The sequence below is a fragment of the Pontimicrobium sp. MEBiC06410 genome (assembly GCF_053601615.1).
In genome coordinates this window covers 160486-176462 of the sequence record NZ_JBSHNT010000157.1, presented here as the reverse complement: position 1 = coordinate 176462, position 15977 = coordinate 160486, and the positions used below count along the sequence as shown (strand labels likewise).

Sequence of the window (15977 nt, the reverse complement as noted above, 5' to 3'; positions counted from 1 at the left end):
ATGGAAAAACCATCAGAAGAATTACTAGATATCCAAAAATGGATGCAATCCTCACTAATAGACCCTAAATTAGAAAATATTGATTTAGTAGACCACTATGTCTCGCCATCTAAAACACTAACGGCACATCAAAGATTAGCAATATATCAACGATCATATTACAGTAGGTTAATAGAATGCATGCGAGAACAGTTTAAAGCGTTACGGCATACATTAGGAGATGATTTATTTGACGATTTTTCTAGACTATATTTAAAAGCAAAACCATCATCAAGCCCAAGTTTAGCCGATTTAGGAAAAGACTTTCCTAATTTTCTTAATAAAACGAGACCAGATAAAGATAATCCTGAACTTTGGATAGATTTTATGATCGCTATGGCACAATTTGAGTGCGATCTCTATCGAATTTTTGATCAAGAAGGAAGCGAAGGAAAACCATTAGCAGATAAAAATACTTTAAATGAAAACCTAAAACTTCAAAAATGCTTTTCTATACATACTTATCCTTTTGATGTTAATACTTACTATCAGCAAGTTGCTCAAAAAAATAATCCTGAAATATCCAGAACAAATAAAATATATATAGCGTTTGTAAGAACAAATTACCAAGTTTACATTATTAACTTGACAGCTATTCAATATCAGTTTTTAGAATCTTTACAAAAAGGAGAGGCCGTTTTAGATATCTTACAACGTTTCTCTACAGAATCTGGTTTGCCAATAAATACAATTAATAAAGAGTGGTTACAGTGGAAGAATACTTGGGTTGAGAAAGGCCTTTTCTTGAAAGGTTAATACATTTCTATTAAGTATTGTGTGTAGTTTAAAATTATAAAACATCTTGTAATTCTAGAATAGTATTTATTACTAGAAAATCAATTTTTTAGTACATAAGGATTAGAAAGAATTACTTTTAAAAATAAAAAAGCCTGAAACATAAATGTTTAGGCTTTTTTATTTTTGTATTAAGATGAGTTTTACTGAACATTTACGCCTGTAAATGTCACTTGAATATCTGTTTCACCTCCAGCATTTGTAATATCTCCATCACTAACTCCAGCAGCAGATTTATTAGGCTCATGACGTAATGTAATAGTTAAATTTCCTGTAGCAGCCGCAGTAGTAGTAGTAGTAAAAGAAATACCTATAGGATTCCCATTACCATCTTGATCTGCATAAGCTATAGTCGCTATACTATTAGTTGCTGTAAAGAAAAATTGATGATCTTCGTCCTCTTCTGCAACTTCTGTTGTAATATTTTCTGCAGGGTCTTCTGTTTCATTTAATAAAACAATTGTACCATTATAAGTTGTATTTGCTGCTAAATTTCCAGATACAGTAATAACAGGAGCATCAGGCCCATCGCCATCTAAATCTTGGCTTCTCATAACTATTGTAGTGCCTCCTCCTTGCGGAACTAATGTGGCAGTAAGTGTTGTAATAACTTCTTCTTCATTTACTGGAGCAGGAGTACTATCATCATCATTAGAACATGAACTAAATATTACAGTTGTAAGAACTAAAGTTAAAATTTTTATTGTTTTCATTTTTTTTACGGTTTAGTATTTTTAATAATTAATTTTTAAAGATAACATCACATTCCTTCCTATATCATCTGTAAAGTATCTTAATCTGTTTAAGTAATCTATGTATGAAGTATTAAATATATTATTCACATTAATACCTAATACAATTGGTACGTTCTTTTGCTTATTTAATGTAAAACTACTAGCAAAATGTAGTACATGATAAGCACTAGGTGGCGTACTAATGTCTACAAGAACATTAGTTCCTGTGCTTGGTATAAATTGTTCAAAATTATTGTTTGGGTAGCGCGATTGTTTTGCTGTAAATTCACTAGTAATACTGCTTTTAAACCCATTCCAGTTTTCTTTTGTAAAGTTTATGCTTGTTACAGTTTTAAAAGCAGGAATATCTATTAATGGGCGTTTATTTTTAGTATCGTCTCCTTTAATGTAAGATGATGTATTGCTAATACTCCATTGTTTGTTAAGCTTATAATTTAAAGCAATATCAAAACCAAACAAAACAGCATTAGATTGCTTATACTCCCATACAGGGAAAGCACCTCTAATAGTTTGTTCCGTTCCATTTGGCTCTATATAAATAAAGTCATTAATAGTATTATAATAGGTTTCAAAAGTAGATGAAAAAGCATCATTAACATAAGTAAGTGTACCCGAAAATCTATGAGACTGTTCTTGTTTAATCCTCAAATCTCCGAGTTCTATACGTGCTGCAGAATGATGTAAACCATCACTAAATAATTCAGCAGGATTTGGTGCTCTATTAGATAAACTGTAATTAAACGCTACAGTTGCTTTTGCATTTAAAGCATATTTTATACCTGTTGCTGCTGAAATATTATGATATTCAAATTTAGGGTTTACTAATAATTGTGTGCCAATATCATCTATAATAATATCTGCAAAATCTAAAGCGTAACCACGTTCTGCCCAACGACTTTTTTGATAAAATTTTTGAGCATTAATAACATTAAAATCATAACGTAATCCAGCGTCAATAATAGTTTTATCATTTAAGCGCCATTCTGTTGTAACAAAAGCACCAAAGTCAGTTTTTTCGTAATCTGGAATTAAGCGTCTTACACCAGTTTCTGGATTAGCAAAATTATCTTGATACCTAAAGAGTATACCGGTATGAAATTTTCTATCTCTATTGGCATCAAATTTAAAATCGGCTAATAAAGATTGTGTTTTTAATGTTAAGTCTACAGCAGGCTTGTCTCTATCTGAACCAACACGTTTATCAAATTCAAATCTTTGATTGTTTTGAAAATCATACTGTAACGTTAATTTTCCTAAACTTTCAAAGCGCTTGTAAAACTTAGTTTTTACTAAATGATGTGTAACCTCTTGTTTTGGATTATTAATGTCATAACTAAAATCATTTTCAATTAGTGGTTCATTACTATTAATAGCATTAACAAGGTCTTCTATGTTACCAATATGTGATGCACTAAGAATGCCTGTAGTATTATCAACAAAACTATAGAAAACATCAAACCCTTTTTCAAATTGTTTAAATCCACCACGAATAGAAAAAGCTTTAGCATTTAAACCTGTATTTGTAAGGTTGTATTTTGGCGCTTTAAAATCTCCAAAACGTTTATAACTACCTTGCCCAGTAACAAACCACCCTTCTTTATAGGTTTTGGTTAAAGAGGTGCTAATATTACCTCCACGACCATTAGTTTGTCCATTAATAATAGTTTTTCCAAATAAAGAATCTTTACTAATGGTTTTTATAGGGTTAAGTACTACAACACCACCAATAGCATCTCCTCCATAAGCTAAAGCTCCAGCTCCTTTTATAACAGAAAGGCTTCCAGCAGTATTTATGTCTATATTTGGAGCATGTTCAATACCCCATTCTTGGTCCTGTAGTCTAACGCCATCAGTCATGATAAGAATTCTACTACTATGTAGACCATTAATAACAGGTTTAACAATTGTGTTGCCTGTATTAATAGAAGACACGCCACTAACTTCCTTTAAAGCATCACCTAAAGAGCCACTACTATAAGCTTCTAGAGTTTCTTGTTTTAAAACGGTTTCTTGAGCCGTTACTGTCTTTTTTGAAGCAGATACGCCTTTTACTGTGACCTCATTTAACTCTTCTGAGTGATGTTCTAATTTAATAGAGCCAAAAGTGTCTCCAGCAATCTCAACATCTATAGTGTTAGTTTCGCATCCTACATGCGATACTTCTATAGTTATTAAGCCATTACAAAGGTTTTCAAATTTAAATTTTCCATTGGTGTCAGTTGAAGTATATAAGTCTAATGTTTTAAGATGCACGGTAGCGCCCGATAAAAAGGTGCCATCATGAAAATCTTTTACTTCACCTATATACGTATAACTGCAATTTTGACTAATTACTAGCTGACTAATAGTAGCTAATAAAAGCGCTATACAATATTTCATGTGTATTGTTTATTTGTTTCTATATAAAATATAATCTATTATATGTATGTAGAAACTGGAGGCGCTCTTAGAGAAAATGATAAATATTTAGGATTATATAGGTAGGAATATGAATAAAATATCTGTTTTGAAAATGACTCTGTTTTTATTAGATCATAATTACTAACAATATTTAAGTAGTCTTGATTAAGTTTAAATAAACAAAGATCACAATCCTTTTCTAATTTATGAAGGTGTGTTTTGTAATGGTTATTACAAGTTTCATGATGATGCTCATGTTCAAGTTTATGAATAGAGCTAAGCGTTATAGGCACAAGAATGCTCATTACTAATGTAATGGCAATAATTTTAGGTATAAAGTGCTCTTTCAAGTATAACATGCTAGCACAAATATAACAACTTTATTAAAAAACGAGCATTATATATTAACAAAGACTTAACGTTTAAAATTAAATAGAAAAAAACTCATTCTCTCATTAATTTAATAATGGTGTTAATTATAAATTATGTTCTAGTATAAATACAAAATTGTACTGTTTTTTTATCTTTTATAAGCAATTTAATAAGAGTTATTTTTAAATTTTAAATAGAAGAGTAGGCTTGTGTTAACTAGCTGATATTCAGTATTAATTGTGCGGGGTAGTATAGCCTGTTATTTATAAAAATAAGAGGTAATTATTTAATATTTTAATTAGGCTAAAATATATTTGTTTAACTAATTCTGTTTATTTAATAATTAATACCCCTCTTTAAAATTGAGTATTAACGATATCTTCAATTCATTCTTATCAATAAGTTCTGTAGTAGGATTTAGTTTTTGTGCTTTATTATTAACTTCAAAAAACAGAAACAAAAAAAGTATTATTTATTTAGGTTTATTAGTGTTTACTATTTCTATAAATAATCTACAATCATGGATTTTAGCTAAAAACTTATTTCAACATAAATTTGCGCTTGATTATATTCAAATTCCATGGCATTTTTTAATAGCTCCTTTTTTTTACAAGTTTCAAGTACATTATTTAGAAATAGGAGAGAAGTCTTATAAGCTTTTAAAAATAATTATACCATTATTTCTGTTGTCTACAATTTTCCAGATTACTTTTACCTTAGTTTATAGTAGTAGTAGCCAAAATATTGAAAGATTAGACTATTTATATGAACGATATACCTCTATAGATGAAGTGTTCAGTCTTGTAATATCATTAGGAACTTTTGGCTATTCATACTATATATTAAATAAAAAAGAAAAATTATTCTCTAAAATTTTAATGTTCGACAATTTATGCTGGCTCTACACTTTTTTTAAAATTGGTGCTTTAGGCTATATACTTTGGATATTTGCTTTAGTAGTTAAAATTAAAATGGATTTTAGTGGTTTTATATTTTCTTATTATCCACTTAGAGTATATACTACAGTATTGATTTATTGGATAAGTTATCAAGCTATAGTTCGTCTCAATTTATTAAATGAAAGGCGGGATTTAAGAGTTGCTATTTTAGAAAAAAATGAAACTAAAAGGGGCCTTTATCTAGATTCTAAAAATGAGGACTTCATTAAAATAGAAAAATATATAGTTGAAAATAATAAGTTTACCGAATCAAAAATATCTAGAGATATACTCGCGACCGAATTAAAAATTAATAAGAACAAATTGTCTCTTTTAATTAATAGTGAAGCAAATAAGACTTTTATAGAATATATGAATGACTTTCGTATAAATCATGCAAAAAAAATATTAATAAATAAAGAGTATAGCAAGTATACCATAACAGCTATAGGGTTAGAATCTGGCTTTAATTCTAAATCTACCTTTTATCATATTTTTAAGAAGCAAACAGGAATGACTCCATTAGAATATAAAAAAACACATTCTTATTTTTAGTAGTCCGAGAATGTACTAAATAGTCCGACAGTGTACTTTTAAGTACATTCTCGGATTCTTCTTTCTTTTAAACAATTTATCATTACAAAGCTATTGCGAATATAAATTAATCTACAACAGAACTTAATTATGTTTAAGTTTTTACGTTTAAAAACACATTCAAAAATACAATGACCGTAAAATATATAACGGCAAGAGTCACTCACTTAAAAGAGAATGAATGTTAAATAAGACAAAATGTAAAACTTTAAGATTAATTATTTAAGCGTAACAGTAATAAAAACATCGAACCTTTAAAATAAAGGCATTATTAACAATTTTAAATTTAAAAAAATGAAAAAATTAGTTTTAGTATTAGCTATCGTATTTATTAGTAGTAGCAGTTTTGTAAATGCTAATAGTAGTGACAGTACATTGTTATATGGAGATTGTACAGCATCAGCATGGAATTTTGGTACTGATTATGGAGATGGAAATGAGGCAGATGAATATTTTTGGACAAATTTATATTTTGAAGCATACTGTAATGATGATGGTAGTTTCTTTAAAGAAGGTGTAAATGGAGGGTATTAAGAATAATGTTTAATTGAAGAGAGGACCATGTGTCCTCTCAATTTATATGATTATATGAATAAATTTATATTAACAATAAGTCTTTTAGTCTTTTCTAACGCTTTCTGCCAAATAGACAACGCAATCGTAGAATATAAAAAAGTTAGATTAAAAAAAGTTTTTAATGAGAGTAAAAAGGAAGCATTAGCAAACTTTGAAAAAGGAGCTAAAATAGAAGAATTTGTAAATAAATCTTTAAAAGAGGCCGTTTTTAGCTTAAGCTATAAAGGTGGTGAAAGTTTTTTTCAAGTTAGGAATACAATGGAAATTTCCAAAAGTAGAGCTTTTAAAATGTCACTTGGACCAGATGGAAGTAGTAAATATTATAATTCTAAAAATGAAATTTTAAGAGAAATAAACATTTTTGGAGAAGATTTTTTAATTTCAAAAGCCCAGTATAAATGGGACTTAAAAACAGAAACAAAGACAATAGGTGGCTATAATTGTTATAAAGCAGTTCTAGTTGAAAAAATGAAGACCAGAAAAGGAAGTAAAAATGTTCTTGTAGAAGCATGGTATACTCCAGAAATAAATATTCCTTTTGGCCCTATAGGTTATTCAGGATTGCCAGGTTTAATATTAGAACTTAAACGAAATAATATTAAATATTATGCAGAAAATATTAAGTTGAATCCAGAAGATAAATTCACAATAAAAAAACTAACAAAGGGGAAGAAAGTTAGCGAAGAAGAGTTTTACGATATAGCGATTAAGACGGTAAAAGATTTTAGGAAAAATAGAGGCTATTAAAATATGCTTTATAATAGAATTGTCTTTTACTTTATTATTTTTTACTCATGTAATCTATACTCTCAAAGTATAAGCCAAAAAGGCTTTGTAAAAGATAGTTTAGAAAACCCATTAACTTATGCTAATGTAATAGCGAAACCTCAAGGAGAAAACCAAAACTTAGTTTTTGCAATTAGCGATGATGATGGAAAATATAGTTTACAGCTAAAAAAAGGTGTTAATTATAACATTAGTGTGAGTTTTATGGGATATGAGTCTATAAACTATGTAATAACACCAGTAGAAAATGTAACTAAAAATTTTATCTTAAAAGAAACTGAAAACAGATTAGATGAAGTCGTTATTCAATTGCCTGTAACAGTAAAGCAAGACACTATTATATATAATGTAAAACATTTTATAACAGAAAAAGAACGTAAACTTAAAAACGTACTTAAAAAGTTGCCAGGAGTAGAGGTCGATAATAATGGAGATGTTACAGTTAAAGGCAAAAAAATAACTAAAATGCTTGTAGAGGGGAAAGCATTTTTTGGAGGAAGTACAAAACTAGCTGTAAACAATATTCCTGCAAATGCAATAGAAAAAATAGAAGTATTAGATAATTATAACGATGTTGCCTTTTTAAAAAACATCACTGAGAGTGATGATATGGCGATGAATATTCGGCTCAAAAAAAATAAAAAACATTTTGTTTTTGGTGATATTGAAGCAGGTAAAGGTGAACAAGGTTTTTATAAAGCAAATACTAAACTCTTTTATTATTCAACTAAAACCAATGTCAATTTCATTAGTGACTTCAATAATGCTGGAGAGAAAAAGTTTACATTCAAAGACTATTTAAACTTTTCAGGAGGAGTTAATGCCGTTTTTGATGGTAATTTTAATGGAGAAGATTTTAAACAATTTATACAATCAAATGATGTAATAAAAAGTCAAGACCGTTTTGGAGCTTTAAACATTAGGAAAACCCCTTCAAAAAAAATAAACATTTCTGGCTATACTATTTTCGCAAATAATAATACAGAAAACTATCAAGAAGTTGCTAATGAATATTCTGCCTTTAGTGAAAAAAAGAATACTCAAAATAATTTAAAAAATATTCTAGGAATAGGAAAAGTTAATATTGAATACACGCCTGACCATATCGAAAAATGGTCTATTAAAAGTCAAGTAAAAAGAAATAATAATTATAGAGACAATTCTATTTTTTCTACTGTAAATAATATTAATAATGAGATAAATGCCGATAACTCTAATACAACGCTACATGCAAATCAAAATATTGAATGGCATAAAAAGCAATCGCAAAAGCATACTTTTTCAGGAATCTTAAATTATATATTCGAAGAACGTGAACTATATACGTTATGGAATACCGAACAATTTATTTTACAAGGTTTAATACCTGTAGATACTACTCAAAATGAATTAATTTTACAACAGCATAAAGAAAATAAAAAACACCATATACATTCGGTTTTTAAAGATTTTTGGATACTTAATAATAAAAATCATGTTTATTCAACCATAGGGAATACATATCTACAAGAAAAATTTATAAGTAACGATAAACAGCTTTTAGATAATAATACCCAAAACAATTTTGATATTGCTGGATTTAATAATAGAGCAACTTTTAAATTAAATGATTTTTTTATTGGACTGCATTATAAGTTTCAAACTGGAATTTTTACTTTCAAACAAGGCGGATATTTACATAAATATAATTGGAAAATTAACCAGCAAAACACATTAATTAATAATAAATGGGTTGTATTGCCAGATTTTTCTCTAAAAATAGAGTTTAATAAGTCTAAAAAAATTCAAATTAATTATAAACTCAAATCTAACTTTTCAAATGCATCACAATTAGCTAATAGGTTTTATTTACAATCGTATAATTCGGTATTTAAAGGAAATAATACTTTAGAAAACGAATTATTACATTCAGCAAGAATACAATATAGACGATTTAGTATATACAGAGGTTTATTATTAACAGCAAGTATTAACTATACTAAAAAAGTAAAAGGTTATAGAAATGCAGTCGATTTTGATGGGATTAACCAGTTTTTAACTATACAAATGATAGAGAATCCAAATGAAAATTGGAGACTAGCAACATCTATTAGAAAGAAAATAAGTAACATTAAATATAAAGGAGGTTTCAATTATAATAATTCTAAATATTTACAAAGCATTAATAATAGTTTTGTAACAAATAAAAATGAAAACTATACATTTAATGTTGGTGCTGAAACAGTATTTGAAGACTTTCCAATAGTTAAACTAGGGTTTAAAAAAAATATAGGAAATTATTTTTCTGATAATTCAAAGTCTAGATTTATAACAGATGAGCCTTACTTGAGTTTAGAGCACGAATTTTTAAATGATTTTGTTTTTTCTTATAGTTATACACAATATAATTATCAAAATAAAGAGCAAAACCTTAATAATAAATACAATTTAAGTGAAGCTTCTTTATTTTATAAAAAGGAAAATAGTCCATGGAGTTTTGAATTGAATGCTAAAAACGTATTTAATACTAAATTTAAGCAAAGCAATCAATTCTCAGATTATTTAATTTCTGATACAAAAACTTTTATTTTACCTAGGGTTATAATGCTTTCAATTGGATATAACTTGTAAATAATGAAGAAAAGAAATAACTATCGTTATGCTATTTAACCCTACTATAAATAGTATAAACGCTTCGATTAGGGATAAGTTAAAAAATATGAAATTTTATTCTACCATTATCTTTTTTATAACTAATAGATTGCCGAATAACAATTAACAATAATATAGAGAATATAGAAAGTAGTTTAGTAAATATATACCCAAATCCAGCAAAGGAACATATTAATGTAAGCTTTAATAAAAAGAAACGGGTAAAATTGAAATTTATCGTTTTGATGGTAAACGTATTCATACAGATAATTTTATAAATACGAGTAGTGTTACTTTAAATATGAGTACTTATAATAAAGGACTCTATTTTATTAAAATTTATATAGCACAGAAAACAGAAACGTATAAAATATATAAAGAGTAACTCGCCTACATAAGCATAGAGTATAAATTAAAGAGACTGTTTGAAAAAGCAGTCTTTTTTGTTATTATGGATTTATATATAAAAAAACGGAAGCTTATTAAAGCTTCCGTTTTCTATTTTATATGTAAAAAATATATTCTATTCATTTACTAAAACCCATTCTCCTTTAGCAATTAAAGGCTCGGCTTGTTTGTATTTTACAGTTTTGTTTTCACCGCTCATAACATGCTTTATAGTTACACGATCGTTACGGCCAATTTTAGGTTGGTCTCTAACAATAGTTTCTACAACTTGCTGTTGTTGTTGCGTATTACTAGCGGCTCTATTTTGTGCAGAACGCTCATCTAGATTAGGAATTTCTTCTTTTTGTGTTTGTAAGTTTTCCTTTTTACGCGTTTGTCTTGCTTCGCTAATTGTATTTGTATCTGCTGTTGGTAATTCACCTTTAAATAAGAACGAAATAACGTCTTTATTTACTTGGTCTATCATGGCTTTAAATAATTCAAAAGCTTCAAACTTATAAATTAATAACGGATCTTTTTGTTCGTGAACAGCTAATTGTACAGATTGCTTTAACTCATCCATTTTACGTAAATGCGTTTTCCAAGCATCATCTATAATGGCAAGTGTAATATTTTTTTCAAAATCGTTAACTAACTCTTTTCCTTTAGATTCGTATGCCTTTTCTAAATCGGTAACCACTTGTAATGTTTTTACCCCATCTGTAAATGGTACTACAATACGTTTGTATTGGTCACCTTGGTTTTCGTAGACATCACTAATAACAGGGAAAGCAACTTCTGCATTACGTTCCATTTTAGCTTTATAATGGTCAAAGGCAGCTTTGTATACTTGTTGTGCAATATCTGTTGGCGATAATTTATTAAATTCTGCTTCAGATATTGGTGATGCCATAGAGAAGTAACGAATTAATTCGAACTCGAAGTTTTTATAATCGCTAGCAGCTTTGTTAGATTCAGCAATACCTTCAGAAGTATCGTAAATCATGTTTGCTAAATCTACACGCAAACGTTCTCCAAATAAAGCATGGTGACGACGTTTGTATACTACCTCACGTTGTGAGTTCATAACATCATCGTATTCTAATAAACGTTTACGAACCCCAAAGTTATTTTCTTCTACTTTTTTCTGTGCACGCTCAATAGATTTAGAAATCATAGAATGCTGAATAACTTCACCTTCTTTTAATCCCATTTTATCCATCATTTTGGCAATTCTTTCACTACCAAATAAACGCATTAAATTATCTTCTAGAGAGACGTAGAATTGAGAACTTCCTGGATCTCCTTGACGACCAGAACGCCCTCTTAACTGTCTGTCTACACGACGCGAATCGTGACGTTCTGTACCTATAATGGCTAAACCACCTGCAGCTTTTACTTCGTCGCTTAATTTAATATCGGTACCACGACCTGCCATGTTTGTTGCAATAGTTACTTGTCCTGGTTGTCCTGCTTCTGCTACAATGTCTGCTTCTCTTTTGTGCAATTTTGCATTTAATACATTATGAGACACTTTTCTAATAGATAACATTTTACCTAATAGCTCCGAAATTTCTACATTGGTTGTTCCTATTAATACAGGTCTACCTTCTTGCGATAATCGCGTTACCTCATCGATTACTGCATTGTATTTTTCACGTTTTGTTTTGTAAACTAAATCTTCTCTATCGTGTCTAGCAATTGGTCTGTTTGTTGGAATTTCAACAACGTCTAATTTGTAGATTTCCCAGAATTCACCAGCTTCTGTTACCGCTGTACCTGTCATACCAGATAACTTACGGTACATTCTAAAGTAGTTTTGAAGAGTTACCGTTGCAAAAGTTTGTGTTGCGTCTTCAATTTTTACATTTTCTTTGGCTTCAATCGCTTGGTGTAATCCATCACTATAACGACGTCCATCCATAATACGACCCGTTTGCTCATCTACAATCATTACTTTATTTTCCATAACAACATATTGGTTGTCTTTTTCAAATAAAGCATAGGCTTTTAATAGCTGATTTAAAGTATGAATACGTTCAGATTTTACACCAAAGTCTCTAAATAACTCTTCTTTTAAGTTTGCTTCTTCTTCAGAAGAAAGGCCTTGCGATTCAATTTTAGCAACTTCTACACCAATTTCTGGCATAACGAAGAAGTCTGGGTTTTCTTTACCAGAAAGAAACTCAATACCTTTATCTGTTAATTCTATTTGATTGTTTTTTTCCTCTATTACGTAGTACAGTTCTTCATCAACCTTTGGCATTTCGCGGTTGTTGTCCTGCATGTAAAAGTTCTCGGTTTTTTGAAGTAATTGCTTAACACCTTCTTCACTTAAAAACTTAATTAAGGCTTTGTTTTTTGGTATACCTCTGTATACTCTTAGTAATTGGAAACCGCCTTCTTTCGTATCGCCTTCTGCAATTAATTTTTTTGCTTCAACTAATACTTGTGTTAAGTGTTTACGTTGTACAGAAACAATACTTTCTACTTTTGGTTTTAGTTCTATAAATTCGTGTCTGTCTCCTTGCGGAATTGGACCCGAAATAATTAATGGTGTTCTGGCATCATCGACTAATACAGAATCGACCTCATCGACAATGGCGTAGTGGTGCGGACGTTGTACTAAATCTTCTGGTGAGTTAGACATGTTATCACGTAAATAATCGAAACCAAATTCGTTATTTGTACCGTAAGTAATGTCTGCGTTGTATGCTTTACGGCGGGAGTCACTGTTTGGTTGATGGTAATCGATACAATCAATACTCATACCATGGAATTGAAATATTGGTGCCATCCATGCACTATCACGTTTTGCTAAGTAATCGTTTACCGTTACTAAGTGCACACCTCTTTCTGCTAAAGCATTTAAGTAGACTGGTAAGGTTGCTACTAATGTTTTTCCTTCTCCAGTTTGCATTTCGGCAATTTTACCTTGGTGCATAGCAATACCACCTATAAGCTGTACATCGTAATGTATCATGTCCCAAGTAATGGCTTTTCCTGCTGCATCCCATGAGTTTGCCCAGATCGCTTTATCTCCATCTAAAGTAACGTAATCGTTATCTCCAGAGATTTCTCTATCGAAAGGACTTGCTGTTACTGTAATTGCTGTATTGTTTGTAAAACGCTTTGCGGTTTCTTTTACCACAGCGAAGGCTTCAGGAAGAATATCGTTTAATGTTTTTTCAACAGCTTCGTACGATTCATCTTCAATTTTATCTACTTCTTGATAGATGTCTTCACGTCTATCTATATCATCTGTTGCATCAGCTTCTTTTAAAAGTTCAGCCTTTCTATCTTCAAAAGGTTTACGCGTATCTGCAATAATAGCTTTGAATTCTGCTGTTTTGGCTCTTAAGTCATCATTAGATAAGGCTTCTAAGGCAGTTTCGAAAGCTTTAATTTTATCTACTATAGGCATGATGGCTTTAACGTCTTGTTTAGATTTGTCACCAACAAATACTTTTAGTATAGAATTTAAAAAACTCATAGGTTTATATATTTAGTTAACAGAGTTGTCTTAAAATGGTGTAAGATAACTTTGTTTTATTATTTATAAATCGGCTAAAACCGATTGTTATTTTAAGTGTTTTTAAGCCTTAAAATATAAGGGCTTAAATATACGTTTTGTTCACGTGCTTTTATAGAAACTTAACTAAACTTTTTGTATTAAATAAAAGGTTTAATAGTTTCTAAATTAAAAGCATAAAAAAAGCCTCTGCTTAGAGACTTTTTTCTGTGTTTTACTATATTAATATTCGTCCTCGTTCCAGAGGTAATCTTCGTCTGTTGGGTAATCTGGCCAAATCTCTTCTATAGAGTCATACGAGTCTCCTTCGTCTTCAATTGCTTGTAAATTTTCAGTTACTTCCAGAGGTGCTCCGGTTCTAATAGCGTAATCTATAAGCTCATCTTTGGTAGCTGGCCAAGGTGCATCACTTAAATGGGATGCTAATTCTAATGTCCAATACATTTCTTAATAGGTTTATTTTTTTGCAAAAATAATTTTTTAGTTTAAATAGTCAAGAAAAAAGTGAATTATTTTATCAATAATAAAAAAGAACGTCATTTTTCACTGAAACTATTTGATTATAAATCTTTTGCAGTGTTACTTAATCTTAGCTTAAAAGTGTTGGCTTTTTGTGTAGCTTTAATGCTTCTCAGGAATCCATTTTACTTCGTTCGCTTGCAAGTCAAATGACAACTTTCGTGCCAATACAAAAAGGTAGTCAGAAAGGCGGTTTAAATACATTAATGCTTCTGGTAAAAAAGGGTCAAGCTCATTAAGGGCAGAAGCTAAACGCTCACTACGCCTACAAACGCAGCGTGCTATGTGACAGAATGACACGGTTTGATGCCCACCAGGTAACACAAAATGGGTCATTGGTGGCAAAGCCTCATTCATAGCATCCATTTCGCGCTCCAGTAGTTCTATATCTTCGTTAGATATTTTATTTATATTTAAACGTTCTTTACCGTTTTTTAATACCATTTTTTCTGGATCGGTAGCTAAAATAGCTCCTACAGTAAATAATTTGTCTTGTATTATTATTAAAATATCTTTGTATTGTTGATTAATGTCTTGGTCGCGAATTAAACCTATATGAGAGTTTAATTCATCTACAGTACCATAACTATCAATACGTATATGATGTTTTGGAACTCGTGTACCTCCAAATAAGGCAGTAGTTCCTTTGTCTCCTGTTTTAGTGTATACTTTCATACCTGTAAAGATAAATGTAAATAGGGGAAAAGGCAAAAGAGAGCTATACTTTAAATTAAAAAAAGGAAACCTATCTTTTAAGTTTCCTATTGTCTTTTCTTTTGTAATAACTGTCTTTAAATGATTGCTTTCTTTTTCTGGAACGCCCTGCTATTATAGGAATAAGAATCATGGATGCTATTAATAGTAATATCATAATAATTAGATTCTAATTTTAAAATGTTCTTTAGCCTGTTCTTTTCTAAAAAAGACTATGCCCCAGAAAAAGGTATCTATTGTTACTGTAACTTGTGGGTGTTGTTTTATGGTTTCCCAAGCTTCTGTCATGCCTTTAGACCAATAAATATCATCAAAAATAAAAACGGAGTCGTTATGTGCTGTTGGTAGAAGTGTTTCAAAGTAATTTAAGGTAGCTTCTTTTTGATGGTTACCATCAAAATAGATCAAATCATAAGTATTTGAAGTTAATGTTTTAGTTACTTCATTAAAATCTCCTGTTAATACGTCTATATTTTTTAACCCAAACTGTTTAAAAGTGTTAGATGTGAATTTAGAAATATTTGGGCAACCTTCTACAGTGGTTATATTAGCTTCTGGATTACCTAGATGCATAGCATGTGTAGCTATGCCCATTGAGGTGCCTAATTCTAAAATAGTATTACATTTTAAGTATGCTATTAAGCGATAAAATAGCTTAGCACGATGTAATGTTGTACCTGCATTTTTAGCCATTTGTGATACAAAACGTGTGTTACTTTTCATTACATGAGAGCCAACCCCCAAATCGGTAACTTCTATTGTATTGTTATTAGAGAATAAGTGCTTGTTGTAGGCTTTTAGTTTAGTATAGCTAGAGTGTTTAGTTTTATCATAGAAGCATTTTGTAACTAAATCGAAAACAAAAGGAGATTGTACACCATGTTCATTTTTAGATTGTAACCAGAATTTTATGTAGGAAATAATTAATTTTCTCATTTG

General features: G+C 29.9%; 12 protein-coding genes. 6 read left to right on the top strand and 6 right to left on the bottom strand.

Annotated features, from left to right (window positions below; translation table 11 throughout):
- Positions 1-795 (top strand): HvfC/BufC N-terminal domain-containing protein, encoded by a 795-nt coding sequence (locus tag ACVC08_RS12935; RefSeq protein WP_452596794.1) that lies wholly within the window; start codon positions 1-3, stop codon positions 793-795.
- Positions 796-977: 182 nt separating this feature from the next.
- On the opposite strand, the gene ACVC08_RS12930 is transcribed toward ACVC08_RS12935, so the two are convergent.
- Together ACVC08_RS12930 and ACVC08_RS12925 are read right to left on the bottom strand one after the other, a co-directional pair.
- A complete protein-coding gene (locus tag ACVC08_RS12930) occupies positions 978-1547 on the bottom strand; it encodes a type 1 periplasmic binding fold superfamily protein (protein ID WP_452602320.1) in 570 nt (189 codons plus the stop codon).
- A 21-nt stretch (positions 1548-1568) separates the two neighbouring features.
- Positions 1569-3968 (bottom strand): TonB-dependent receptor, encoded by a 2400-nt coding sequence (locus ACVC08_RS12925; protein WP_452602319.1) that lies wholly within the window; start codon positions 3966-3968, stop codon positions 1569-1571.
- Between the two features lie 755 nt (positions 3969-4723).
- On the opposite strand from ACVC08_RS12925, the gene ACVC08_RS12920 reads away from it, so the two are divergent.
- The 5 genes from ACVC08_RS12920 to ACVC08_RS12900 all read left to right on the top strand — a co-directional run bounded on the left by ACVC08_RS12920 (position 4724) and on the right by ACVC08_RS12900 (position 10271).
- Positions 4724-5854, top strand: coding sequence for a helix-turn-helix domain-containing protein (locus tag ACVC08_RS12920; protein ID WP_452602318.1), 1131 nt, complete (start codon positions 4724-4726; stop codon positions 5852-5854).
- Positions 5855-6187: 333 nt separating this feature from the next.
- Positions 6188-6427 (top strand): hypothetical protein, encoded by a 240-nt coding sequence (locus tag ACVC08_RS12915; RefSeq protein WP_452596790.1) that lies wholly within the window; start codon positions 6188-6190, stop codon positions 6425-6427.
- 54 nt (positions 6428-6481) lie between these two features.
- Positions 6482-7216, top strand: coding sequence for a GLPGLI family protein (locus ACVC08_RS12910; RefSeq protein WP_452602317.1), 735 nt, complete (start codon positions 6482-6484; stop codon positions 7214-7216).
- Between the two features lie 3 nt (positions 7217-7219).
- Positions 7220-9865 (top strand): carboxypeptidase-like regulatory domain-containing protein, encoded by a 2646-nt coding sequence (locus ACVC08_RS12905; RefSeq protein ID WP_452602316.1) that lies wholly within the window; start codon positions 7220-7222, stop codon positions 9863-9865.
- Positions 9866-10112: 247 nt separating this feature from the next.
- Positions 10113-10271, top strand: a complete 159-nt coding sequence (locus tag ACVC08_RS12900) for a T9SS type A sorting domain-containing protein (protein ID WP_452602386.1) — start codon at positions 10113-10115, stop codon at positions 10269-10271.
- 138 nt (positions 10272-10409) lie between these two features.
- Here the strand turns inward: ACVC08_RS12900 and secA are convergent, their stop codons facing one another.
- From secA to ACVC08_RS12880, 4 genes are all read right to left on the bottom strand, one after another.
- The gene (secA, locus tag ACVC08_RS12895; RefSeq protein ID WP_452602315.1) at positions 10410-13766 is read right to left on the bottom strand and encodes a preprotein translocase subunit SecA; all 3357 of its coding nucleotides are present in this window, start codon (positions 13764-13766) and stop codon (positions 10410-10412) included.
- Between the two features lie 261 nt (positions 13767-14027).
- On the bottom strand, positions 14028-14249 hold the full coding sequence (locus ACVC08_RS12890; RefSeq protein ID WP_034057512.1) for a DUF2795 domain-containing protein: 222 nt from the start codon (positions 14247-14249) through the stop codon (positions 14028-14030).
- A gap of 177 nt (positions 14250-14426) precedes the next feature.
- Complete coding sequence (locus tag ACVC08_RS12885) at positions 14427-14999, bottom strand: cob(I)yrinic acid a,c-diamide adenosyltransferase (RefSeq protein ID WP_452602314.1); 573 nt, start codon at positions 14997-14999, stop codon at positions 14427-14429.
- A gap of 201 nt (positions 15000-15200) precedes the next feature.
- The gene (locus tag ACVC08_RS12880; protein WP_452602313.1) at positions 15201-15974 is read right to left on the bottom strand and encodes an O-methyltransferase; all 774 of its coding nucleotides are present in this window, start codon (positions 15972-15974) and stop codon (positions 15201-15203) included.
- Positions 15975-15977 lie beyond the last annotated feature (3 nt).